This is a genomic window from Actinomadura chokoriensis, from assembly GCF_039529475.1.
Lineage (GTDB): Bacteria > Actinomycetota > Actinomycetes > Streptosporangiales > Streptosporangiaceae > Spirillospora > Spirillospora bangladeshensis.
Genome location: NZ_BAAAMW010000002.1, coordinates 246365 through 268905 on the forward strand (window position 1 = coordinate 246365; position 22541 = coordinate 268905).

General features: G+C 73.0%; 22 protein-coding genes. 9 read left to right on the forward strand and 13 right to left on the reverse strand.

The window, feature by feature from the left end; all coding sequences use genetic code 11:
* Positions 1 to 81: 81 nt before the first annotated feature.
* The 3 genes from htpG to ABFX46_RS05395 are packed head-to-tail and all read left to right on the forward strand — an operon-like array spanning position 82 to position 3790.
* Positions 82 to 1947, forward strand: coding sequence for a molecular chaperone HtpG (htpG, locus tag ABFX46_RS05385; protein WP_346040219.1), 1866 nt, complete (start codon positions 82 to 84; stop codon positions 1945 to 1947).
* Between the two features lie 35 nt (positions 1948 to 1982).
* Positions 1983 to 2645 carry a response regulator transcription factor gene (locus ABFX46_RS05390; RefSeq protein ID WP_346040220.1) on the forward strand — a complete coding sequence of 221 codons (663 nt, stop codon included), beginning with the start codon at positions 1983 to 1985 and terminating at the stop codon, positions 2643 to 2645.
* Positions 2642 to 3790 carry a sensor histidine kinase gene (locus tag ABFX46_RS05395; RefSeq protein WP_346040685.1) on the forward strand — a complete coding sequence of 383 codons (1149 nt, stop codon included), beginning with the start codon at positions 2642 to 2644 and terminating at the stop codon, positions 3788 to 3790. Before ABFX46_RS05390 ends, ABFX46_RS05395 begins: the two co-directional genes overlap by 4 nt.
* A 3-nt stretch (positions 3791 to 3793) precedes the next feature.
* Here ABFX46_RS05395 and ABFX46_RS05400 read toward each other — a convergent pair whose 3' ends face one another.
* Positions 3794 to 6070, reverse strand: coding sequence for an ABC transporter permease (locus tag ABFX46_RS05400; RefSeq protein ID WP_346040221.1), 2277 nt, complete (start codon positions 6068 to 6070; stop codon positions 3794 to 3796).
* Positions 6067 to 6768, reverse strand: a complete 702-nt coding sequence (locus ABFX46_RS05405; protein WP_346040222.1) for an ABC transporter ATP-binding protein — start codon at positions 6766 to 6768, stop codon at positions 6067 to 6069. The genes ABFX46_RS05400 and ABFX46_RS05405 overlap by 4 nt, the downstream gene beginning before the upstream one ends.
* 138 nt (positions 6769 to 6906) lie before the next feature.
* On the opposite strand from ABFX46_RS05405, the gene ABFX46_RS05410 reads away from it, so the two are divergent.
* Both ABFX46_RS05410 and ABFX46_RS05415 read left to right on the forward strand, forming a co-directional pair.
* Positions 6907 to 8280, forward strand: coding sequence for an FAD-binding oxidoreductase (locus ABFX46_RS05410; RefSeq protein WP_346040223.1), 1374 nt, complete (start codon positions 6907 to 6909; stop codon positions 8278 to 8280).
* 15 nt (positions 8281 to 8295) lie between these two features.
* Positions 8296 to 9837 (forward strand): acetolactate synthase large subunit, encoded by a 1542-nt coding sequence (locus ABFX46_RS05415; RefSeq protein WP_346040224.1) that lies wholly within the window; start codon positions 8296 to 8298, stop codon positions 9835 to 9837.
* A gap of 81 nt (positions 9838 to 9918) precedes the next feature.
* On the opposite strand, the gene ABFX46_RS05420 is transcribed toward ABFX46_RS05415, so the two are convergent.
* Entirely contained in the window at positions 9919 to 11061 is a 1143-nt protein-coding gene (locus ABFX46_RS05420) for an acyl-CoA dehydrogenase family protein (protein WP_346040225.1), read from the reverse strand.
* Positions 11062 to 11139: 78 nt separating this feature from the next.
* On the opposite strand from ABFX46_RS05420, the gene ABFX46_RS05425 reads away from it, so the two are divergent.
* The gene (locus ABFX46_RS05425; protein ID WP_346040226.1) at positions 11140 to 11841 is read left to right on the forward strand and encodes a MerR family transcriptional regulator; all 702 of its coding nucleotides are present in this window, start codon (positions 11140 to 11142) and stop codon (positions 11839 to 11841) included.
* A 36-nt stretch (positions 11842 to 11877) separates the two neighbouring features.
* On the opposite strand, the gene ABFX46_RS05430 is transcribed toward ABFX46_RS05425, so the two are convergent.
* From ABFX46_RS05430 to ABFX46_RS05440, 3 genes are all read right to left on the reverse strand, one after another.
* On the reverse strand, positions 11878 to 13374 hold the full coding sequence (locus tag ABFX46_RS05430) for a polyamine aminopropyltransferase (RefSeq protein ID WP_346040686.1): 1497 nt from the start codon (positions 13372 to 13374) through the stop codon (positions 11878 to 11880).
* 143 nt (positions 13375 to 13517) lie between these two features.
* Positions 13518 to 13961, reverse strand: coding sequence for a DUF350 domain-containing protein (locus ABFX46_RS05435; protein ID WP_346040227.1), 444 nt, complete (start codon positions 13959 to 13961; stop codon positions 13518 to 13520).
* 10 nt (positions 13962 to 13971) lie between these two features.
* Positions 13972 to 14406, reverse strand: a complete 435-nt coding sequence (locus ABFX46_RS05440) for a DUF4247 domain-containing protein (protein ID WP_346040228.1) — start codon at positions 14404 to 14406, stop codon at positions 13972 to 13974.
* A gap of 138 nt (positions 14407 to 14544) precedes the next feature.
* Between ABFX46_RS05440 and ABFX46_RS05445 the strand changes: the two genes are divergently transcribed.
* Positions 14545 to 15744, forward strand: a complete 1200-nt coding sequence (locus ABFX46_RS05445) for an RNA-guided endonuclease InsQ/TnpB family protein (RefSeq protein ID WP_346040229.1) — start codon at positions 14545 to 14547, stop codon at positions 15742 to 15744.
* Positions 15745 to 15785: 41 nt separating this feature from the next.
* On the opposite strand, the gene ABFX46_RS05450 is transcribed toward ABFX46_RS05445, so the two are convergent.
* The 4 genes from ABFX46_RS05450 to fdxA all read right to left on the reverse strand — a co-directional run bounded on the left by ABFX46_RS05450 (position 15786) and on the right by fdxA (position 18750).
* Positions 15786 to 16301, reverse strand: a complete 516-nt coding sequence (locus ABFX46_RS05450; RefSeq protein ID WP_346040230.1) for a DUF2617 family protein — start codon at positions 16299 to 16301, stop codon at positions 15786 to 15788.
* Positions 16288 to 16920 (reverse strand): DUF4178 domain-containing protein, encoded by a 633-nt coding sequence (locus tag ABFX46_RS05455; RefSeq protein ID WP_346040231.1) that lies wholly within the window; start codon positions 16918 to 16920, stop codon positions 16288 to 16290. The genes ABFX46_RS05450 and ABFX46_RS05455 overlap by 14 nt, the downstream gene beginning before the upstream one ends.
* 277 nt (positions 16921 to 17197) lie before the next feature.
* Positions 17198 to 18283, reverse strand: coding sequence for a succinyldiaminopimelate transaminase (gene dapC / locus ABFX46_RS05460; RefSeq protein ID WP_131936221.1), 1086 nt, complete (start codon positions 18281 to 18283; stop codon positions 17198 to 17200).
* A gap of 140 nt (positions 18284 to 18423) precedes the next feature.
* The gene (gene fdxA / locus ABFX46_RS05465; RefSeq protein WP_067632891.1) at positions 18424 to 18750 is read right to left on the reverse strand and encodes a ferredoxin; all 327 of its coding nucleotides are present in this window, start codon (positions 18748 to 18750) and stop codon (positions 18424 to 18426) included.
* A gap of 112 nt (positions 18751 to 18862) precedes the next feature.
* Here fdxA and ABFX46_RS05470 point away from each other — a divergent pair, with 112 nt between their 5' ends.
* Entirely contained in the window at positions 18863 to 19132 is a 270-nt protein-coding gene (locus ABFX46_RS05470; RefSeq protein WP_346040232.1) for a putative acetyltransferase, read from the forward strand.
* Positions 19133 to 19151: 19 nt separating this feature from the next.
* Here the strand turns inward: ABFX46_RS05470 and ABFX46_RS05475 are convergent, their stop codons facing one another.
* The 3 genes from ABFX46_RS05475 to ABFX46_RS05485 all read right to left on the reverse strand — a co-directional run bounded on the left by ABFX46_RS05475 (position 19152) and on the right by ABFX46_RS05485 (position 21660).
* Entirely contained in the window at positions 19152 to 20123 is a 972-nt protein-coding gene (locus ABFX46_RS05475; protein WP_346040233.1) for a polysaccharide deacetylase family protein, read from the reverse strand.
* Positions 20124 to 20403: 280 nt separating this feature from the next.
* Positions 20404 to 21276: a crotonase/enoyl-CoA hydratase family protein gene (locus ABFX46_RS05480; RefSeq protein ID WP_346040234.1), complete on the reverse strand. Its 873-nt coding sequence runs from the start codon at positions 21274 to 21276 to the stop codon at positions 20404 to 20406.
* A 48-nt stretch (positions 21277 to 21324) separates the two neighbouring features.
* Positions 21325 to 21660, reverse strand: a complete 336-nt coding sequence (locus ABFX46_RS05485) for a hypothetical protein (protein WP_346040235.1) — start codon at positions 21658 to 21660, stop codon at positions 21325 to 21327.
* A 40-nt stretch (positions 21661 to 21700) separates the two neighbouring features.
* On the opposite strand from ABFX46_RS05485, the gene ABFX46_RS05490 reads away from it, so the two are divergent.
* Positions 21701 to 22513: a class I SAM-dependent methyltransferase gene (locus ABFX46_RS05490; protein WP_428831213.1), complete on the forward strand. Its 813-nt coding sequence runs from the start codon at positions 21701 to 21703 to the stop codon at positions 22511 to 22513.
* Positions 22514 to 22541: the final 28 nt, after the last annotated feature.

Sequence of the window (22541 nt, forward strand, 5' to 3'; positions counted from 1 at the left end):
GGGGTGTTCGGTTGACCGGTGGGGGTGGGATTTCTATTCTGACGGGTCGTCCGGACGGTGGACGGTAGGAGGAGGCAAACGGTGACCCTGCCCGCGGAGGAGACGTTCAGCTTTCAGGCCGAGGCGGCCCAGATCCTCGATCTCATGGCCAATTCCCTGTACAGCGACAAGGAGATATCCCTGCGCGAGCTGATCTCCAATGCGTCGGACGCGATCGACCGGTTCCGGATCGAGCGGTTCAGCGCGCCGGAGGCGGCCGGGGCGGAGGCGGACGACGAGCCGCGGATCCGGGTCGGGTTCGACAAGGACGCCCGCACGATCACCATCGCCGACAACGGCATCGGGATGAGCCGCGACGAGGTGATCGGCAACATCGGCACGATCGCCCGGTCCGGCACCGCCGAGTTCCTGCGCGCGATGAGCGGCGACAAGCGCGGCGACACCGCGCTGATCGGGCAGTTCGGCGTCGGCTTCTACTCGGCGTTCATCGTCGCCGACCGGGTGACGCTGACGACCCGGCGCGCGGGGCTGCCGCCGGACGAGGGCGTGCGCTGGACGTCCGAGGGCAGGGGCGAGTACACCGTGGAGTCCGCCGAGCGCGCCGAGCGCGGGACGACGATCGTCCTGCACCTGCGCGACGGCGAGGACGACCTGCTGAACGAGCACCGGCTCCGGACGATCATCAAGCGGTACTCCGACCACATCGGGCGGCCCATCCTGCTGGGCGACGACGACACCCCGGTGAACCGGGCGACGGCACTGTGGGCGCGTCCCAAGAGTGAACTGAAGCAGCAGGACTACAACGACTTCTACCGGCAGCTCACGAACGATTTCGCCGAGCCGCTCGCGCACGTCCACGCCAAGGTGGAGGGACGGTACGAGTACACGCTGCTGCTGTTCGTCCCGTCGCAGGCGCCCTACGACCTGTGGCTTCCGCAGTCGCTCCAGGGCGTGCGGCTCCACGTGCAGCGCGTCTTCATCGTGGAGGACACCGACCGGCTGATGCCCCGGTACCTGCGGTTCGTGCGCGGCGTCATCGACTCGGCCGACCTGCCGCTGAACGTGTCCCGCGAGATCCTGCAGGGCGGCCAGGCCATTGACCACATCCGGTCCAGCGCCGTGAAGCGGGTGCTCAAGCTGCTCAAGGACATGGCGGACGGCGAGCCCGAGAAGTACGCGACCTTCTGGAAGGAGTTCGGCGCCACCCTGAAGGAGGGCGTCCCCGACGACCCCGCGCACCGGGACGACATCGCGCGGCTCCTGCGGTTCACCTCCACCGAGCGCGCCGGGATCTCCCTCGCCGACTACGTGTCCCGCATGAAGGACGGGCAGGACAAGATCTACTACCTGCTCGCGCCGGGCCTCTCGGACGCCGCGTCCAGCCCGCACCTGGAGGCGTTCCGCGAGAAGGGCATCGAGGTCCTGCTGCTGGACGACCCCGTCGACACCTTCGTCGTCACCGCCCTGCCGCGCTTCGAGGACAGGCCGCTGCAGTCGGTCGCCCAAGGCTCGCCCGACTTCGGCGGGATGGCGGACGCCGCGGACGAGGAGGCCGCCGAGCAGGCCGGCGCCGACTACGCCGCGCTCGTCGGCCGGCTCAAGGAGCACCTGGACGGCAGGGCGTTCGACGTGCGCGTGAGCAGCCGCCTCACCACCTCGCCCGCCTGCATCGTCGCGGACGGCGCGGAGACCGAGTTCGCCCTCGCGCAGCGGCTGCGCGGCTCCGGGCTGCCGGGCCGGCCGGTCCTGGAGATCAACCCGCGCCATCCGCTGGTCGAGCGGCTGAACGGCGGGCAGGACGACCCGCGCCTGGCCGACTGGGCGCACGTCCTGTTCGACCAGGCCGTCCTCACCAGCGGGGCCCGCATCGAGGAGCCCGGCGCGTTCGTCGCCCGCCTCAACGACCTCCTCGTCGCGCTCACCTCCGGGGAGGCGCCCGGCCGTTAACCGCCGCCTTATCGTCCTTCTGCGGCAATGGGACGATGCGGGTACTCGTGGCCGAGGACGAGCGGTTCCTCGCCGATCTGGTCGCCGAAGGGCTGCGGAAGCGGGCGGTGGCGGTCGACGTCGCCTACGACGGGGGCGCGGCGCTGGAGCGGCTCGCGGTCAACGACTACGACGTCCTCGTCCTCGACCGCGACCTGCCGGGCGTGCACGGCGACGACATCTGCCGGGAGCTGGCGCAGCGGGGCGCGGCGGTCCGCATCCTGATGCTGACCGCGTCGGGCGCGGTGCAGGAGCGGGTCGACGGGCTGAACCTCGGGGCCGACGACTACCTCGCCAAGCCGTTCGCGTTCGACGAGCTGGTGGCGCGGGTGGGCGCGCTCGCCCGGCGGAACGTCCCGCCGCTGCCGCCGGTACTGGAGCACGGCGGGATCGTCCTCGACACGGCGCGGCGGGAGGCGTTCCGGGACGGGCGTCCAGTCGCGTTGTCCCGCAAGGAGTACGCGGTGCTGGAGGTGCTGATGCAGGCGCGCGGCACGGTCGTCAGCACCGAGGCGCTGCTGGAGCGGGCCTGGGACGAGAACACCGACCCGTTCACGACGGTCGTCAAGGTGACGATGAGCAAGCTGCGGGCGAAGCTCGGCGAGCCGGCCGTCATCGTCACCGTGCCGGGGAGCGGGTACCGGCTGTGCGGCCGATGACGGTCCGGGCGCGGATGACGCTGCTCTACGGCGGCCTCTTCGCCGCGATCACCCTCGGGGTGCTCGGCGCCGTGCTGTGGGTGCAGAAGGAGATCGTCAGCAGCCGGGTGCAGGACGTCCCCTTCCCCGTCGCGGAGATCCCGTGCGACCGGCGTCCGCCCGGCAGCCCGTGCGCGAAGGTCCCGTTCGACCCGGTGACGGACCATCCGCGCGAAGGACTCAAGCGGGTCGTCGGGCCCGAGCAGTTCCAGGAGAGCCTGGTCGGGTCGCAGCGGCTCGTCATCCTGGTCGCCATCGCGGTGATCGTCGTGCTGGCGTTCGCGGTGTCGTGGTGGCTGACCGGGCGGCTGCTGCGGCCGCTGCACCGGATCACCGGCACCGCCCGCCGGCTGTCGCTGTCCACGCTGCACGAGCGCATCGCGCTGGACGGCCCGCAGGACGAGCTGAAGCAGCTCGCCGACACCTTCGACGCCATGCTCGACCGGCTGGAGCAGGCGGTCGACAGCCAGCGCCGGTTCGTCGCCAACGCCTCGCACGAGCTGCGCACCCCGCTCGCCGTCCAGCGGACCGCGATCGAGGTGGGGCTCGCCGACCCGTCGCCGGAGCGGCTCGCCGAGGTCCGGGAGGCGATGCTGCGGAACACGCGGCGGTCCGAGCGGCTGATCGAGGGGCTGCTCGTCCTCGCGCAGGGCGAGCGGGGGCTCGACCGCCGCACGCCGGTCGACCTCGAAACGGTGGTCGGGCAGGTCGTCGCGGACAACCGGGCGCTCGCCGAACGCGCGGAGGTCGCCGTCGGCGCCCGCACCCGGCCCGTCACGGTCGCGGGCGACGAGGTGCTGCTCACCCGGATGGTCGCCAACCTGGTGCAGAACGCGATCCGCCACAACCGTCCCGGCGGGGACGTCGAGGTCGAGCTGTCGCGGGAGGCGCTGACCGTCCGCAACACCGGGCCCGCCGTCCCGCCCGAGCGGGTGGAGGAGCTGTTCGAGCCGTTCCGGAGGCTGGCCGGCGAGCGGACGGGGTCGGACGGCGGCGCGGGCCTCGGCCTGTCGATCGTCGCCGCGATCGTCCAGGCCCATGACGGCACGGTGAGGGCCACGGCCAACGCGGACGGCGGGCTGTCCGTGACCGTGGCCCTCCCCTGAGCGTCACTCGCTGCGGAGCACGGTGGCGGTGCGGGTGGCGGCGGCCCGGACGGCGGGCCCCCACGCGCCGAGGACGGCGACCAGCAGTCCCGCGCAGGCGGGCGGGAGCAGCAGCGTCCAGGTGTAGACGTGGATCCACGACCTGGCCATCCCGCTGCCGATCATGTCGCCGGTGAGCACCACGACGCCGTGGTGGACCGGCACCCCGAGCGGGGCCCCGAGCGCGCCGCCCGCGATCCCGAGGGCGGCCATCGACGTCACCATCATCAGGACGACCTGCCGCGGCGTCGTCCCGATGGCCTTGAGGACGCCGAGGTCCCGGCTGCGCTCCCGCGCGTTCAGCAGCACGCCGTTCAGCACCCCGAGCCCCGCCGCCGCGCAGATGACCAGCGAGAACAGCGCGAACAGTCCGCCGAAGACGGCGCCGTTCCCGAGGTCGGGCTCGGTGGCCTCGGCGATCAGGCCCGGCGACGCCGCGCTGACGCGGGCGGCGTAGGCGGCCGGGTCCGTACCCGGTTCCACGATCACCGAGAACGGCCGGGGCCCGGATCCGGCGTCCGGCAGGGTCGCGGCGTCGAGCATCAGGCGGTCGGTGTCGGAGTGCGCGAACGCGCCCACGATCCGCACCGTGGCCTGCGTGTTCTCCGCCTGGAGGGTGAGCGTGTCGCCCACGTCCAGGTCGTGGAGCCGCATGAACGCCTCGGTCGGCACCACCTCGCCCGCGCCCGTGAACCAGCGCCCCCGGACGAGGTTGTCGCCGAGGAAGGCCCGGTAGTCGCCGCTGTAGGTCTCGGCCGTCAGGCCCGAGGGCAGCCCGGGGATCCGCACGGGCACCGGGGCGAACGACATCATGTGGGCGGTCCCCGGCTGGGCCCGCAGCAGCGCCGCCACCTGCCCGTCGCTCAGGCCGCCGCCGCCGTGCGGGTCGGCGCCCACCTGGACGGACGTGTGCCCCTCGGTGTCCGCCGTGAGGATCTTCGTGACCGTCTGCTGAAGCCCGAGCCCCATGGTCACCGCGGTCACGCCCAGGCAGAGGCCCGCGAGCGTGAGCGCCGCCCGGCCGGGACGGGCGACGGGCAGCGCCAGCCCGAGCCCCACCGGGACGGGCAGCCGCATCCGGACCAGCCGCTTCTGCACGCCCCGGCCCCGTCCGCCGCGCGACACCGTCCCGGCGCTGATCGCCTGCGCCGCCGGCAGCCGTCCGGCCCGCAGCGCCGGCAGGACGGCGGCCAGCACCACCATGGCCAGGACGCCGCCGCCCGCGGCCGCGTCCACCAGAGGGCCGGCTCCCCCGGCCGACGGCAGGCCGAAGCCCTCGGCCAGACCCGCCGCGACCCGCGCCGCGAGCAGATGGCCGCCGAGCAGCCCGACCGCGCAGCCGAGCAGCGCCGGGGCCGTGACCATCACGACGTAGACGCCGGTCACCTGCGCAGGGGTGAACCCGAGCGCCTTCATGACGCCGATGGTCCGGAACCCGGACACGACCGCGCCGCTGACCGCGTTGCCGATGATGAACACCGACACGGCCAGCGCGAGCGCGCCGAACACCGTGATGAACGGGATCAGCTCGTTGAACTTCTCCTCGAACGCGTGCTTCGCGGTCACGTAGGAGTCGTAGCCCCGCACCGGCAGCCCGGCGGTCGCCGCGGACAGGCTCGTCCGCACCTCGGACGCGTCGCCCGCGCGGTCGAACCGGTACAGCATCCGCAGCCCGCCGGGACGCAGCGCACCGATCTGGGCGGGCGCCACCCACCCGCCGGGCCCGTCCGTCGCCGCGGCGGCGAACCCGACGACGGTGAGCGCCGGAAGACCGGGCGAGGCCAGCTCGGCCCCGATCCGCATCGGGCCGTCGGGACGCCCCCGCAGCACGATCTCACCGGGGCCCCGGACCCACCGCCCGGATGTGACCGTCAGCCTGTCCACCGGGCCACCGGGATCGGCGCGCCCGGCCACGAGCAGCCCGTGCCCTCCGCTGCGCCTCCCCGGCAGCATCTGCGGGAGTTCCGCGGTCTGGAAGGGCCCCGCGGCGGCCTCGACACCGGGCGCCTTCGCGGTGGCGGCGAGACGGTCGGCGCTCACCTCCGCCGGGTCGAACGAGGCCGCCGCGTGCGCCCCGCGCGCCGCCGCGAAGGCGTCGTCGAACAGCGAGTCCGAGGCGGCCAGCAGCCCCAGCCCGAACACGAGCGTGGCCGCCGACAGCGCCACGACGACGGCGATGCCGACCGCCTGCGCCCGGCGCCGCCGCACCCCGGCCCGCGACGCCGCCCAGACCGCGCTCACCGCACGCCCCTCTGCAACTCGGCCTCCCGGACGATCCCGCCGTCCCGGAACTCGACCAGCCGCGTCGCGCACCGCGCCGCGAGCCGCTCGTCATGGGTGACGAGCAGCAGCGTCTGCCCCTTCCGGTTGAGGTCGAGCAGCAGGTCGACGACCTGGTCGCCGGCCGCGCTGTCGAGGGCGCCGGTCGGCTCGTCCGCGAGCAGCAGCGCCGGCCGGTTCATCAGCGCCCGCGCCACCCCGACCCGCTGCCGCTCGCCCCCGCTCAGCACCGCCGGGTAGGCGTCCCGGCGGCCGGCGATGCCGAGCTCGTCCAGCAGCTCCAGCGCCCGCGCCCGCGCCTTGCGCGCCGGGACGCCGACGAGCCGCCCGGCGAGCGCCACGTTCTCCAGCGCCGGCAGGTCGTCGAGCAGGTTGAAGAACTGGAAGACCATCCCGATCCGGCGGCGCCGGAACCGGGCCAGCGCCGCCTCGCCCATCCCGGTGACGTCCTCGCCGTCCACCTCCACCGTCCCGGACGCCGGCCGGTCCAGGCCCGCGACCATGTTGAGCAGCGTCGACTTCCCGCTTCCGGACGGCCCCATCACCGCGACGGCCTCCCCCGCGCGGATCTCCAGGCTCACCCCGTCCAGCGCGGCGACGTCCCCGAACACCTTGCGCACGGCGCCGAGCCGTACGACCTTGTCCTCAGATGCGTTCACGCCGCCAACCTGGCACCCCCCGGGTTTCCGCGAGGTGAGCGCCGGGACCTCCGGCCCTCGGATCAGGGGCGGAGGTCACCCCGCCGCCCGCGGGCGGCGGGGTCAGACTTGGCCGGGCGGGGCACCTGGAGGGAAGCCATGGCGGATGTCCGTACGGCGCTGGCGGAGGTCGTCGGCGAGGAGCACGTGCTGGCAGGCGACGCGGTGCCGCCCGAGTACGGGCGGGACGAGTCGCTCGGCGTCGCCGGCGTGCGCCCCGACCTGCTGGTGCGGCCGGCGGACGCCGGGCAGGTCGCGGGCGTGCTGCGGGTGGCCGGTGAGCACGGGCTGCCGGTGACGGCGCGCGGCTCCGGCACGGGATTGTCCGGTGCGGCGGTGCCGCGTCCGGGCGGTCTCGTGGTGTCGTTCGAGCGGATGAACCGGATCCTGGAGATCGACGCGGACGGCCAGGTCGCGGTCGTGCAGCCCGGCGTCACGCTCGCGGAACTGGACGAGGCGACCGCCGCGCATGGGCTCGTCTACCCGATCTTCCCCGGCGAGGGCAGTGCCAGCATCGGCGGGACGGTCGCGACCAACGCGGGCGGCATGCACGCGGTGAAGGAGGGTGTGACCCGCCACCACGTGCTCGGGCTGGAGGCGGTGCTCCCCGGCGGAGAGGTGATCCGGACGGGCGGCCGGTATGTGAAGACGTCCACCGGATACGACCTGACGCAGCTCATCGTGGGGTCGGAGGGCACGCTCGCCCTGGTGACCGAGGTGACGCTGCGGCTGCGCCCCCGGCTTCCGCACCGGGCGGGCGTGCTGGCGCCGTTCCCCGGCACGGAGGCGGTCACGGCCGCCGTCCCCCGGCTGACGGGCGGCGGCCTCGACCCCCTCGTCCTGGAGTACGTGGACCTCCTCGCGATGTCGGCGATCACGCAGAACGCCGGACTGGACCTCGGCGTGCCGCAGGAGATCCAGGACGCCGCCGGCGCCTACCTGCTGGTGGTGCTGGAGAACCGCTCGGCGGACCGCCTGGACGAGGACGTCCAGACCCTCGGCGAGCAGCTGGCCGACCTGGGCGCGGCCGACGTGTACGTCCTCACCGGCGACCCGCTCCGCAAGCTGATCACGGCGCGGGAGGGCGCGTTCTGGGCCGCGCGGAACGCCGGGGCGAACGCGATCGTGGACGCCGTCGTGCCCCGCGCCGCGCTGGCCCGGTTCTTCGCCGCCGTCCCCGCCATCGCCGACCGGCACGGCGCGCTGATCGGCGGCTGCGGCCACGCCGGCGACGGCAACGTGCACCTGTCGGTGTTCCAGCCCGACGAGGACGCCCTGGCGAAGGTCATGGACGAGCTCCTCGCCGCCGCGGCCGAGCTGGGTGGGACCATCAGCGGAGAGCACGGCATCGGACGGGAGAAGATCCGCCATTTCCTCGCCCTGGAAGACCCGGCGAAGGTGGCGCTGATGCGGCGGATCAAGACATCCTTCGACCCGGACGGGATACTCAACCCAGGCGTCCTGTTCGGCTGAAATGGGGAGATGCGAATGAACGGCGCGGAGGCCATGGTGCGGACGTTGGCGGAGGCCGGCGTCGGGGTGTGGTTCGCCAATCCGGGCACGTCCGAGCTGCATCTGGTGGCGGCGCTGGACGGCGAGCCGCGTGCGCGGGGCGCGCTGTGCCTGTTCGAGGGCGTCGCGACGGGTGCGGCCGACGGGTACGGGCGGATGGCGCCGGACCCGGCCGCCGTCCTGCTGCACCTCGGGCCGGGGCTCGGGAACGGGCTCGCGAACCTGCACAACGCGCGGCGGGCCGGGACGCCGGTCGTGAACGTCATCGGCGACCACGCGACGAGCCACGAGCGGTTCGACGCACCGCTCCAGTCGGACATCGCGGCGGTCGCCGGGTCGGTGTCGGCCTGGATGCGGCGCCCGGTGGACGTGGCCGAGGCGGGCAGGGCGGCGGCCGAGGCCGTCGCGGCGGCGCGGGCCGCGGGCGTCGCCACCCTGGTCGTGCCCGCCGACGTCGCCTGGTCGGAGGGCGGCGACGTGGCGGTGGAGCCGCCCGCCCTTCCCCGTGAGCCGGTGGCGGAGGGCGCGCTCGCACCGGCCGCCGCCGCGCTCAAGAGCGGCGAGCCCTGCATCGTGCTGATCGGCGGCGGCGCGACCCGGCGCGGCGGGCTGGAGGCCGCCGGGCGGATCGCGGCGGCGACCGGGGCGCGGGTGCTGTGCGAGACGTTCCCGGCGCGGCTGGAGCGGGGCGCCGGACTCCCGGCGGTGGAGCGGCTCGCGTACCTGGGCGAGATGGCGGCGGCGCAGCTCGACGGCGCCCGGCACATCATCCTGGCGGGCGCGCGGCGTCCGGTGACGTTCTTCGCCTATCCCGGCAAGCCGGGCGACCTGGTGCCGGACGGCTGCCAGGTGCACGACCTCGGCGCGGACGGGCTCGCCGCGCTGGCCGACGCGGTCGCCGGGGACGCGGTCCCGGGGCTGCAGGTGGCGGCGCGGCCGGACGTCCCGACCGGGGCGCTCACCGGGGAGAGCGCCGCCGCCGTCATCGGCGCGCTGCTGCCCGAGGGCGCGATTGTGTCGGACGAGGCGAACACGTCCGGGCTGTGGCTTCCCGGCGCGACCGCCGGCGCGCCGCCGCACGACTGGCTGTCGCTGACCGGCGGCGCGATCGGGCAGGGCCTGCCCGTCGCGACCGGCGCCGCGATCGCCTGCCCGGACCGCCCGGTCGTCTGCCTGGAGGCCGACGGCAGCGCCATGTACACGCTGTCCGCGCTGTGGACGCAGGCCCGCGAGGGGCTCGACGTCACGACCGTCGTGTTCAACAACGGCTCGTACGCGATCCTGTCGATGGAGACGACGCGGGTCGGCGCCGTCCCCGCGCCGCCCGAGGAGGGGACCATCACGCGGGACATGGTCGACCTGTCGCGGCCGGCCCTCGACTTCGTCGCGATGGCGTCCGGGATGGGCGTGCCGGCGTCCCGCGCGCACACGGCCGAGGAACTCGCCGACCAGTTCGGCAAGGCGCTCGCCGAACCGGGCCCGCACCTCATCGAGGCGGTCGTCCCACCCCTGGGCTGATCCTCCGTTGATCTGCGGCGTGTTGTTGTTATCCGCCTTGCCATAACAACAACACGCCGCAGATCAACGCATCGGGAGGGGTCAGACGCCTAGGCCGCGGCCGATGATCTCCTTCATGATCTCGGTGGTGCCGCCGAAGATCGTCTGGATGCGGACGTCCTGGTACGCCTTCGCGATCGGGTACTCGGTCATGTAGCCGTAGCCGCCGTGGAGTTGGACGCAGCGGTCGACGACCCGCTTGAGCAGCTCGGTGTTCCACCACTTGAGCATCGCGGCCTCGTCGGCGGTGAGCTCGCCCTCGCTCTCCTTGAGGATGCACTCGTCGGTGAACGAGCGGGCGATGGTCAGCTCGGTCTTCATCTCGGCGAGCGTGAAGCGGTTGTGCTGGAACTTGCCGATCGGGCGGCCGAACGCCTCGCGCGTCTTGCAGTACTCCAGGGTCTGCTCGAAGGCGTCCTCGGCGGCGGCCATCGCGGTCGCGCCGATCGACAGCCGCTCGCGGGCGAGGTTCGTCATCAGGTAGATGAAGCCCATGCCCTCCTCGCCGAGGAGGTTCTCCTTCGGGACGCGGACGTTGTCGAAGAACAGCTCGGCGGTGTCCTGCGCGTGCATGCCGACCTTGTCGAGGTTGCGGCCGCGCTCGAAGCCCGCCATGCCGCGCTCGACGACCAGGAGGCTGACGCCCTTCGCCCCGGCGGACGGGTCGGTCTTCGCGACGACGATGACCAGGTCGGCGAGGATGCCGTTGGAGATGAACGTCTTCGACCCGTTCAGGACGTAGTCGTCGCCGTCCTTGACCGCGGTGGTCTTGATGCCCTGCAGGTCGGAGCCGGCGGCGGGCTCGGTCATCGCGATCGCGGTGATGATCTCACCGGAGCAGTAGCCGGGGAACCAGCGGGCCTTCTGCTCGTCCGTGCAGAGCTGGCGCAGGTAGCCGCCGTTGATGTCGTTGTGGACGGCGAAGCCGGGGCCGTGGATGCCGGCCTTCGCCAGCTCCTCGTTGAAGATGACGTAGTAGCGGTAGTCGTCGTTGCCGCCGCCCCCGTACTCCTCCGGCATGTCGATGCCGAGCAGGCCCGCGCGCCCCGCCGCCAGCCACACCTCGCGCGAGACGATGCCGTCCTTCTCCCACTGCTCGTGGTGGGGCGTCGCCTCCTTCGCGATGAAGGAGCGCACCATGTCGCGGAAGGCGTCGTGCTCGTCGGTGTAGATGTCCCGTCCCATCCGGCGGTCTCCCTCAAGTAAGTGTGTGCTGATACAGGGTTAATGTAACACTAGTGCTGTCACATAGAGGGAGGCGGGATGGAGCTCACCGTCGACGAGCTGGCCTCGCGCGCCGGGGTCACCGTCCGGACCGTGCGGTTCTACGCCGGGCGCGGCCTGCTCCCGCCCCCCAGGCTGCGCGGGCGCACCGGGCTCTACGGCCCCGACCACCTCGCGCGGCTCGAACTCGTCCGGGAGCTCCAGTCGCTCGGCCTGACGCTCGCCTCCATCGAGAAGCACCTGCAGAGGATTCCCCTGGACGCGCCGGCCGAAGACCTCGCGCTGCAGCGGGCGCTGCTGTCGCCGTGGGCGCCGGAGCAGCCCGAGGACCTCGACCGGCACGGGCTCGACCGGCGGGCCGGGCGGCACCTCGACGACGAGACGATCACGCGGCTGGAGGCCCTCGGCGTCGTCGAGCGGGTGGCCGACGATGTCGTCCGGGTCGTCAGCCCGGCGCTGCTCGGCATCAGCGCCGAACTGGCCGAGCTGCCGATGCCGCTGGACACGCTGATCGCGTCCCACGAGGCCGTCGACCGGCACACGACCGCGCTGGCCGCCGAACTCCAGCAGGTCTTCCAGGACACCGTCGTCCGCCCCTACCGGGAGGGCGGGCGGGCGCCGCAGGAGCGCGAGCGGCTCATGGAGATGGCGGGCAAGCTCAAGCCGCTGATGATCCAGTCGCTGGTGACGTCGTTCCAGCGGGCCGTCGACAAGGCCATCCGCCGGTCCGTGCCGGACTGACGGCCTGACTGACGGCCCGACCGGCGCGCCGTCCGGTCAGGCGTTCTTCCACTCCTCGCCCTCGTACTCGACGAGGCGCGGGTGGACGAGCGTGTTGACCTCGACGTCCCGGTGCCGCCGGTCCTTGGGGAACACCGTCGACGCCTGCAGCACCGCACTGTCGAGGAAGCGGAGGTCGGGGACGTTGGGCGCGAGCTTGAGCGCGGGTGCCCTCTTGCCAGGGGACGCCAGGACGAACCCCCAGTCGCCGAAGCTCGGCACGTCCACGTGGTACGGCGACACCGCGAAACCGGCGGCGGCGATCGACTTCTCGATGCTCCAGAACGACTTGGGCGCGAAGTACGGCGACCCCGACTGGACGACCATCCGCCCACCGGGCGCGAGGGCCCGCTTCACCATCCCGTAGAACTCGACCGAGTACAGCTTGGCGGTGGACACGTCGTCCGGGTCGGGCATGTCCACGATGACCGCGTCGAACTGCCGGTCAAGGGAGCGCAGCCACGAGAACGCGTCGGCGGCGACCGTCGTCACGCGGGGGTCCTCGAACGAGCGGTGGTTCAGTGACACGATCGGCTTGTAGGTGCGGGCCAGGCGCAGCATCTCCGGGTCGAGTTCGACCAGCGTCGCGCTCTGGACGTCCTTGTAGCGCAGCACCTCGCGCAGCGCCAGCCCGTCCCCGCCGCCGAGGATCAGCACCCGGCCGTGCGGGCCCGACATCAGCGGGTGGACGAGCGACTCGTGGTACCGGTACTCGTCCACCGACGAGAACTGCAGGTCGCCGTTGAGGAACAGCCGCAGGTCGGACGGCCCGAGCCCCACCTGCCGCGTGATCACGATCTCCTGGTACTTCGTGCGCTCGGAGACCGCGATCGGGTCGCTGTAGAGCGCCTGCCGCGCGGACACCTCGAAGCGGTCGGCCAGCGCGTACGTCCCGCCGAGGACGGCGAGCACCGCGACCATGCCGAGGGCCAGCGAAGCCCGCGCGACACGCCCGACCTGGCGGCGGAACAGCCACAGCACGACCGCCATCCCGGCGACCGCGTTCACGGCGCCGACCAGCAGCGCGCCCTTGATGTGCCCGAACGCGGGCAGCAGCAGGAACGGGAACGCGAGCCCGCCGACCAGCGCGCCCACGTAGTCGGCGGCGAACAGGTCGGCGACCGCCGACCCCGCGTCCTGCTTGCGGATCCGCTGCAGCAGCGTCATCAGCAGCGGGATCTCCGCGCCGATCAGCGCGCCGACCGCGAACGACACCGCGACCAGCGCGGGGACGTACAGGTCGAGCCACGCGAACGCCGCGTACAGCACGAGGACCGACACGCCGCCGATCAGCGCGAGCGCGCCCTCGACGACCGCGAACGCCACGACCGCGCGGCCCTGCAGCGGCTTCGCGGCGAGCGACCCGACGCCCATCGCGAACACCATCACCGACAGGACGATCGACGCCTGCGTGACCGAGTTCCCGACGAGGTAGCTGCCGAGCGCGACCAGCGCCAGCTCGTACACCAGCCCGCACGCCGCGCACGTGAACACGGCCGCGAGGACGAGCGTGCGGGCGAGCCGCGCGGGAACGCGCGGCCTCCCCGGCCCGTCCGCGGTGGACGGCTCCGGGGAGGACGGCGGGACGGCGGCCGGTTCGGCGGCCTCGCCGACGGCCTGGTCCGTGTCGCGGGACGTCAGGAGACCGCCCCGGCCACGATCGCGGCGACGCCGAGGTCGGCCGCGGCGACGACCCACCCGGCCGGGTGGATGCCGGTGCCGTTCCCGGCGCCGTCCGCGCCGACGAGCGTCGCGCCGAGCCTGCCGGGCGTGATCACGTCCAGCAGGAAGAACGCGATGACCATCAGCACGATGCCGCACGCGCCGAACACGGCGGTGTCGATCAGCCCGTCGCGCAGGTCGTTGTCGCTGGTGATGATCGCCGTGAAGACGATGCCGCCGATGCCGAACAGCTTGACCGCGAGCAGCAGCGCGGCGCCCTTGTTCCCCTCGGTCCAGATCTGCTTGCCGAGCCGGCCGGGCGTCGTCACCTCCACCACCAGGTAGCCGAGCGCCATCAGCGCGATGCCGACCGCCCCGTAGGCGAACGTCGCGCCGACCTCGTTCAGGATGTCGTTCATGTGTCGCTCCTCATTTGCCCGATCCCGGGCCGCCGCCCCGGAACGACGCGGCGCCTCTGCTGTTCCATCCGTTGCTGCCGGGGCTCGCCCAGTACCCGCCGATGTGGGAGTAGTAGCGGTTGTAGCCGCGGCGGGGTTTGTCGACCGTGATCCGGCTGCCGGCGCCGTTCGGCAGGACGCCGACGACGAGCTTCGGGTAGCGCAGGAAGATGCCGCCCGCCGCCCCCTTGGTCGCCATGTCGTCCACCCGGTCGATCGGCTTGAACTTGCGGCTGATCTCCGAGGCGACCGTCCCGGGGGCCTTGGAGGACCGGTAGGTGTCCGCCCCCATCCGGGTGTACTTGTCGCCGATCCACGACGACTGCGACTGCCCGCAGGCGCCGAGCGCCACGGTGGTCAGGGCGGCAGCGGCCACCGCGCCCGCCGCCCGTCTCCTGCAGTTCATCGGATACCTACAGCGTGGAGACCCCGTCCTTTAGGGCGGGGAGGAAGCGCGGAACAAGGCAGCACTGTGGCCTCCAGGTTTTGGTCTCGGGGTTGTGTCGTCCGGGTTTTGTCGGTGGCCGTCGGTAGGTTGCGGGGCGTGTCGCGGTACCGGTTGTGTCCGACCCCCGCCCAGGAGGCGGGGCTGCTGGAGCATTGCGGGCATGCCCGGTTCGTGTGGAACCTGGCGGTGGAGCAGCACTCCTGGTGGACGCCGCGGCGCGGCCCGGCGCCGGGGTACGCCGCGCAGGCCCGCCAGTTGACCGAGGCCCGCGCCGCGAACCCGTGGCTGGCGGCGGGTTCGCAGACGGTGCAGCAGCAGGCCCTCAGAGACTTTGCCCAAGCGATGGCGAACTTCTTCGCCGGGACGCACCGGCGCCCCACCTGGCGCAAGGCCGGTGTGCACGAGGGCTTCCGGGTTGTCGGGGTGCGGGGCCGGGCGTGGGAGGTGCGGCGGTTGTCGCGCTACACCGGGCAGGTGCGGATCCCCAAGGTGGGGTGGGTACGGTTCCGCTGGTCCCGCCCCGTCCCGCCGGACGTGAAGTCGTTCCGAGTGACCCGCGACCGCGCCGGACGCTGGCACATCTCCTTCGCCGCCATCCCCGACCCCATCCCCCCGCCCGGCAACGGTGAGGCCGTCGGCGTCGACCGGGGCGTGGCGGTGTCCGCCGCCCTGTCCACCGGCCACACCTGCACCGTGCCGGGCCTGACGCCGGGTGAGGCCGAGCGGTTGAAACGCCTGCTGCGGCGCCTGGCCCGCGCGGAACAGGGGTCGAACCGGCGTGCCCGCCTCAAAGCCGCCATCGCCCGGCTCAAAGCGCGAGAGGCCGACCGGCGCAAGGACTGGGTGGAGAAGACCACCACGGACCTGGCGCGCCGGTTCGACATCATCGCCGTCGAGGACTTGAACGTGCGGGGCATGACCCGCTCCGCCAAAGGCACCCTTGAGGCCCCCGGCGTCAATGTCCGGCAGAAGGCCGGGCTCAACCGGGGCATCCTGGCCAACGGGTGGGGACAACTCGTAACCCGCCTGGAGGACAAGGCGCGCGGACGGGTCACCCGGGTCGACCCTCGCTACACCTCGCAGACCTGCCACGCCTGCGGGTACCGCGCACCGGAGAACCGTGAGAGCCAAGCGGTGTTCGGGTGCACGGCCTGCGGGCATCGGGCCAACGCCGACGTCAACGCCGCACGCAACATCAAGGACACCGCCGTGGGACGCACGGTGGCCGCGCGGGGAGGCACGCCATTGGGCGGGCCGGTGAACCGCGAACCCCAACCTGCTCTCCTGCCTGTGTAGGGGACGGGCTGGAATCCCCCGCCTTCAGGCGGGGGAGGACGTCAAGAGGGTCTGACCAACCGGCTCCGCGTCATTACGATCTCCCGGGTCTGGGGGTAGGCGTGCCAGGTCCGCCAGCCGAACCCGGGTTCTTGCGTCTCTTCCAGGGCCAGTGCGGTGACGGCGTGCGGGGAGCCGGGGAACGCCCCGGTCAGCGCGTCACCGCGGTCCGCGAGCCGCGCGCACACGGCCTCGACGGCGCGGGCGAACGCCGTCGCGTCGCTGTGCGCGGCGGTCGTCGCGGCGAAGTCGTACGCCCAGCCGGGCACGGTCACGGCGGCGCGTCCCGGCAGCGGCTCGGCCCGGTCGGCCAGGCACGCCACCGTCTCGCTCAGCGGACCGGCGATGACCTGGTGGGACGCCCCGAGCAGGCGCATCTCCACGGTCAGGCCCTCCCGCTCCACCGGCAGGACGGCGAGGGCCGCGAGCGGCGGCAGCCCGAGCGCGAAGGAGAGCCCGTCGGCGCGCGCGTCCGCGTAGGGGGTGTCGAGGGTCGCGCGCAACTCAGCTACCGCCACCCGGGTAGATCGTCATCGATCCGGTCGGGACGCGCTCGCCGAGGCCGGCCTCCCACTGGCCGCCGCCGTACTGCTCGAACGACAGGTACTTCCCGCGCGGGCCCTCGTAGTCGACGTACTCGACCCGGCCCTGGACGCCGACGCCGGTCGTGCCCTCGCTGGTGTAGTCGGCGGTCCCGTGCTCGTCGCGGCGGTACTCGACGCCGTCCACGACGATGGTCTTCTCACCGGGGGCGAGGTCGCCGATGTCGTGCTCGGTCCACCAGACGACTTCGAGGTCGGGGTCCTCCTCGACGGAGACCCACACCTTCTGGCCCTCGATGGTGTCGGCGTCGAGGAGGTGCTCGCTCCAGGTGAAGCCGCCCTCCTTCAGCCGCAGCGAGCCGCGCACGAAGTAGCGGGTGCCGAGGTACTCGACCATGTCGCCGGCCTTGAGGGTGCGCGGGTCGCCCGCCACCGAGTCCTCCGGGGCGAACGGGTCGTGCGGGGCCGGCGGGGCGGCCGCGGGGGCCGGGGCGTTCGAACGACGTCGCAGCAGGACGAGGATGAGCACGACCAATGCGACAAGAATCAGCGCGAGAAGGATGACAATCGCCGTTCCGCCCACGGACACCTCCATCGTTTCGTCGACAGCAAGGGCACAGACCAGCGGGATCCTACCGACTGTGGCGTCTCAGGCCCATACCGCGATGAGACGTATCAAATGATCCACGGGTTTCCTAGGAGAAGCCGCGATCCGATGCAAGGCCGGAACCGGAGCGGTGCCGAAATGTGCGACGCCGCGCCCCTGCGCCCCGATACGCCCGGCCGCGTGCGCGGACGTGCCCACGCGGGCGAAGACCGGTCCGGAGGCCGGCGGAGGCCGGCGGGGTCGGCCGCCGGTGGGTGGGGGCGGGTCAGAGGCGGGCAGCGGCGGCGGCCACGCGGTCGTCCGTGGCGGTGAAGGCGATCCTGATGTGGCGGGCGCCGGCCGGGCCGTAGAACTCGCCGGGGCCGACGAGGACGCCGAGGGAGGCGAGGTGGGCGACCGTGTCCCAGCAGGGCTCGTCCCGCGTGGCCCACAGGTACAGGGACGCCTCGGAGTGGTCGATGCGGAAGCCGTGCCGCTCGAACGCCTCGCGCAGGGCCGCGCGGCGGCGGGCGTAGCGGGCGCGCTGCTCGTCCACGTGCGCGTCGTCGGCGAACGCGACCGTCATCGCGGCCTGCACCGGCGCCGGGACGATCATCCCGGCGTGCTTGCGGACCTCCAGCAGCCGCTTCACGATCGCGAGGTCGCCGGTGACGAACCCGGCGCGGTAGCCCGCCATGTTGGAGCGCTTGGAGAGCGAGTTGACCGCGAGCAGGCCCTCGTGGGAGCCGTCGCAGACGTCGGGGTGCAGGATCGAGATGGGCGGCTTGTCCTCGTCCCAGCCGAACTCCAGGTAGCACTCGTCGCTGACGACGATCGCGCCCCGGCCGCGCGCCCACGCCACGACCTTGCGCAGGTGCTCGGCGGGCAGCACCTTGCCGGTCGGGTTGGACGGCGAGTTCACCCAGACGATCTTCGGGTTGACCGGGCCGAGCGCGAGCAGCCCGTCCGTGGAGACGGGCGTGGCCCCGGCCAGCCGCGTCCCGACATCGTAGGTCGGGTAGGCCAGTTCGGGGAAGACGACCTTGTCGCCGGGGCCGGCGCCGAGCAGCGTCGGCAGCCAGGCGACCAGTTCCTTGGTGCCGATGACGGGGAGCACCGCGTCCGGGTCGGCGCCGGACACGCCCGCGCGGCGGCGCAGCCAGCCCGCGACCGACTCGCGCAGCGCGGGCGTCCCGTAGGTCTGCGGGTAGCCGGGCGCGTCGGCCGCGCCGGCGAGGGCCTCCCGGATCGGCGCGGGCGTCGGGTCGACGGGCGTCCCGACGGACAGGTCGACGATGCCGTCCGCGTGCGCGAGCGCCCGCTCCTTGTACGGGGCGAGCCGATCCCACGGAAAGTCCGGCAGCGTGAACACTGGCCCTGCTCCTCCTCTGGAGACCCGGCGGGCCGCGGCCTTCCCGAACTCGGGAGACCACGGCCCGGAAAATCGACGCGGGAGACCTCGGGACGCGCCCGCGGGCGCGCCGTCCGGTCCCCCGGCTCAGTCGTCGTGGCTCAGTCGTCGTGGCTCTGCGGAGGCAGCGCGGCGACGATCGGGTGGTCCTTGTCGATCTTGCCGACCTTGGACGCACCGCCGGGCGAGCCGAGGTCGTCGAAGAACTCCACGTTCACCTTGTAGAAGTCCTTCCACTGGTCGGGGACGTCGTCCTCGTAGTAGATGGCCTCAACCGGGCAGACCGGCTCGCACGCACCGCAGTCGACGCACTCGTCCGGGTGGATGTAGAGCTGACGCTTACCTTCGTAGATGCAGTCGACCGGGCACTCCTCGATGCATGCCTTGTCGAGCAGGTCCACGCAGGGCTGCGCAATGACGTAGGTCACGTCAGTGACTCCTCTCGGATATCCGGCCCCGCCGCACGTCACGGGTCGCCGCAAGCTCGCTAGGAATAGTATGGCCACCACGGCTCAGTCGATTCGACATGGGGGTCCTCACATGTCCGCCCGCTTCGCCGCGCGGCTGGTGGTGTCCATCAGTGGCGCGGACGTGGGTCAGCGGATCTCGCTGCGCCGCCGTCTGCCTACGGGAGAGTACAGCGACGTCGTCGGCGTACTCGAATCGTGGTCCGACAAGCGGCTCATGGTGCGCCGGCGCAACGGCGAGCTGGTCGAGGTCCCCGAGGAGATCATGGTCGCGGCGAAGGTCGTCCCGCCGCAGCCGCCGCCGCGCCGCCGCCCCCGCCGAGAGGAGCCGGGGGACGGCTGACGCGGCCGGCCCGCTCCGCTCAGCCGGTGCCCGACGGCACCGGACCGGACGGGTCGGCGCTGCCCGGCGCCGGGCTCCCCGGCACGGCGCTGCCCGGCGCGGGCCCGCTCGGCGCGGGGCCGCCGGACGGCGAGCCGCCCGATCCCGAGTCGGCGGGTGCCGGGCTGCCGGCGCCCGGCCCGGCGGGCGAGCCGTAGGGCGGCGGTTCCGCGGTCACCTCGGTCGTCCGCTCGGTGTAGGTCTGGCCGGGTTCGAGCTCGCGGCCCTGGAACAGCTCCGACACGGTGACGAACGTGAACCCGCGCTTCTTGAGGCCGTCCACCACCTGCGGGATCGCCTCGACGCTCGTCTTGTGGATGTCGTGGAACAGGATGATGCCGCCGCTCTTCGGCTCCTTGATCCCGACCCGGACGTCGCGGGCGACGTTGCGGTAGCGCCAGTCGAGCGTGTCGACGCTCCACAGGATCAGCGGCATCCCGATGATGCGTCCGACGTGCTTGTTCGTCGCCCCGTACGGCGGGCGCATCAGCGTCGGCTCCACCCCGCCGGACGCCTCCTTGACGGCCTTCTGCGTCCGCTCGATCTGCGACCGCACCTCCGCCGCCGACAGCGAGGTGAGCGGCGGATGGGACCAGCTGTGGTTGGCCAGCTCATGGCCTTCGAGCGCCATCCGGCGCACCACGGCGCGATGGCTGCCGACGTTCTGGCCCAGCATGAAGAACGTCGCGCGCACGCCGTCCTTCTTCAGCGTGTCGAGCAGGCCCGCCGTGTAGGGGCCGGGGCCGTCGTCGAACGTGAGCGCGACGCACTTCACCCGGTCGCAGTTGATCTTCCTCGGCGGCGGCGGTGTCGGCGACCGGCTCGCCTGCGCCTTCTCCCCCAGGGCGGCATGCTCCCCGGCCGTCCGCGCCTGCCGCTTGTCGGTGTGGCTGCATCCCGCGATGAGCAGGAGGCCGGCGCCGCCGATAACGGCGAATTTCCTGATCCGCACCACGCACCCCCGAACGTGTCGCTTTCGCGCCGCTAATACCCTGCGTCACGCTGAAGACACACCGCGCTGACATTCCCGATGCGTGAACTCTGTACGGAGATGCGGGTGAAGACGGGTGACCGCGCGATGTCCGCACGGCGACCGGACGAGGAACCGCACAGGACAGAGCCGCATGACCGCAAGCCCACGGAACGCGCCCGAGGCGACGGGCGTCGTCGACCAGGTCGGCGAGCGGCCCGGACGGCGGCCCTGAGCGGGCCGCCGGCCGGGCGGGCGGGCGTCAGCGCTGGGGCCAGTCGGGGACTTCGGGCGGGAGGTCCTTGCTGACGCGCATCGGGAAGGCGGCGTCGCGCTTCTCCAGGAAGGACGACACGCCCTCGATCGCGTCGGCGGCGCCGCCGAGGGAGGCCATGAGGCGGGAGTCGGCGGCGTGCGCGTCCCACGGGGACGGGGCGGACAGGCCCGACCACATCAGCCGCCGGATCGCGGCGACCGACACGGCCGAGGTGTTGTCGGCGATCTCGCGGGCGAGGGCGTAGGCGGCCGGAAGCAGTTCGTCCGGCGCGTGGACGCGGGAGACGAGGCGGCCCGCGAGGGCCTCCTGCGCGTCGAACACGCGGCCGGTCGCGGCCCACTCCATGGCCTGCGCGATCCCGACGAGGCGCGGCAGGAACCAGCTCGACGCGGCCTCGGTGACGATGCCGCGGCGCGCGAACACGAAGCCGAACTTCGCCTTCTCGCTGGCGAGCCGGACGTCCATCGGGAGGGTCATGGTGACGCCGACGCCGACCGCGGCGCCGTTGAACGCGCCGATGACGGGCTTGAGGCAGCGGGCGATGCGCAGCGCGACCGTGCCGCCGCCGTCGCGCGGGGTGCCGTCCTCCAGGACGTCGTCCTCGCCGGCGAACATGTCCTTCGACTTCTCCTTGTCGAAGGTGTCGCCGCCGCCGCTCAGGTCGGCGCCCGCGCAGAACGCGCGGCCCGCGCCGGTCACGACGACCGCCCGCACCTCGTCGTCGGCGTCGATCCGGTCGAAGACGTCGAGCATCTCGTTGCGCATGGTGAACGTGTAGGCGTTCATCTTCTGCGGACGGTTCAGCGTGACGGTGGCGATCCCGTCGCGAACCTCGTACTCGATCTCCCTGTACGGCACGTGCGCACCCCTCTCCCGCTGGACAGAACCCGATTCTAGAACGGGTCTTCAGATGAGGGCTTCGGGGAAGAGGCGGAGCAGGACGTCCCGGCGCCACTCGGCCAGGTCGCGGCCTTGCGGCGGGACGGGCAGCAGCGCGCCGTCCGACGCCGACGTGAATTCGATCTCAATGCCGGGGGCGATCTCGGCGGGCGGCTCGCCGGTGGCCGCGAGGCGCCGCGCCAGGGCGCCGAGGACGCGCGCCCAGCCGTCGCCCAGGTAGGGCGGCAGGGCCTCGGCGCGCAACTCCGGAAGGCCGCGCGCGGACAGCCCGATCGTGCGCAGGGTCAGGCCGTCCGGCCCCTCGGCGCCGACGATCCGGACCTCGGACGTGACGTCCGCCATTCGCAACGCCGCCTCCCTGCAGGACTTTCTCCGATAAATTATGACAGTGAACTGGGCCGTGACGACGTACGACTCCGCCTTCGGGTACGTCTCCGCGCACGGTGCGCCCCTGGTCGACCTGCTCGATCCGCAACCCGGCGAACGGGTCATCGACCTCGGGTGCGGCACCGGGACGTTCAGCGCGGAGATCGCAGAGCGGGGCGCCGAGGTGCTGGGCATCGACGGCAGCCCCGACATGGTCGCGCAGGCGACCGCCATGCACCCCGGGCTGTCCTTCATCGTCGGCGACGCCCACGACTTCACGGTCGGCGAGTCCTTCGACGCGGTCGCCTCCAACGCGGCCCTGCACTGGATGACCCGCGACCCCGACGCCGTCATCGGGCGCGTGCACGCCGCGCTGCGCCCCGGCGGCCGGTTCGTCGGCGAACTGGGCGGCGCCGGCAACTGCGCCGAGCTGATCGTCGCGATGCAGACCGCGTGGCGCGTGTTCGGCCTCGGCGAGCCCGAGCTGCCCTGGTACTTCCCGTCCCCGGCCGCGTACGCGACCAAGCTGGAGGAGGCCGGGTTCACGCTGCGGCTGCTGGAGCACGCCGAGCGCCCGACCCGGATGACCGAGGGCCCGAACGGCGCCGCCGACTGGGTCCGCGCCTACGCGGCGCGCGCGCTGGCCGACGTCCCGCCGGAACTGGTCGACCCGCTGCTCGACCGGGTCAACGACCTGGCCGCGCCGGCGCTGCGCCGCGAGTCCGGGTGGGTCGCCGACTACGTGCGGCTGCGGTTCGCCGCCGTCCGCCGCTCCGACGGCGCCGCCCCGACCCCGTTCGGCCCCCTGGCCGCCGACCGCCCCCTCTGACCCGCCGGGCCCTCCGGCGGCCCCGGCG

Bases quoted from the DNA above. Each gene is read 5' to 3' on its own strand.
- ABFX46_RS05390 (WP_346040220.1), top strand. From the start codon at position 1,983: ATGCGGGTACTCGTGGCCGAGGACGAGCGGTTCCTCGCCGATCTGGTC.
- ABFX46_RS05395 (WP_346040685.1), top strand. From the start codon at position 2,642: ATGACGGTCCGGGCGCGGATGACGCTGCTCTACGGCGGCCTCTTCGCC.
- ABFX46_RS05410 (WP_346040223.1), top strand. From the start codon at position 6,907: ATGGCGGATGTCCGTACGGCGCTGGCGGAGGTCGTCGGCGAGGAGCAC.
- ABFX46_RS05415 (WP_346040224.1), top strand. From the start codon at position 8,296: ATGAACGGCGCGGAGGCCATGGTGCGGACGTTGGCGGAGGCCGGCGTC.
- ABFX46_RS05420 (WP_346040225.1), bottom strand. From the start codon at position 11,061: ATGGGACGGGACATCTACACCGACGAGCACGACGCCTTCCGCGACATG.
- ABFX46_RS05425 (WP_346040226.1), top strand. From the start codon at position 11,140: ATGGAGCTCACCGTCGACGAGCTGGCCTCGCGCGCCGGGGTCACCGTC.
- ABFX46_RS05435 (WP_346040227.1), bottom strand. From the start codon at position 13,961: ATGAACGACATCCTGAACGAGGTCGGCGCGACGTTCGCCTACGGGGCG.
- ABFX46_RS05440 (WP_346040228.1), bottom strand. From the start codon at position 14,406: ATGAACTGCAGGAGACGGGCGGCGGGCGCGGTGGCCGCTGCCGCCCTG.
- ABFX46_RS05455 (WP_346040231.1), bottom strand. From the start codon at position 16,920: ATGGAGGTGTCCGTGGGCGGAACGGCGATTGTCATCCTTCTCGCGCTG.
- ABFX46_RS05470 (WP_346040232.1), top strand. From the start codon at position 18,863: ATGTCCGCCCGCTTCGCCGCGCGGCTGGTGGTGTCCATCAGTGGCGCG.
- ABFX46_RS05485 (WP_346040235.1), bottom strand. From the start codon at position 21,660: ATGGCGGACGTCACGTCCGAGGTCCGGATCGTCGGCGCCGAGGGGCCG.
- ABFX46_RS05490 (WP_428831213.1), top strand. From the start codon at position 21,701: ATGACAGTGAACTGGGCCGTGACGACGTACGACTCCGCCTTCGGGTAC.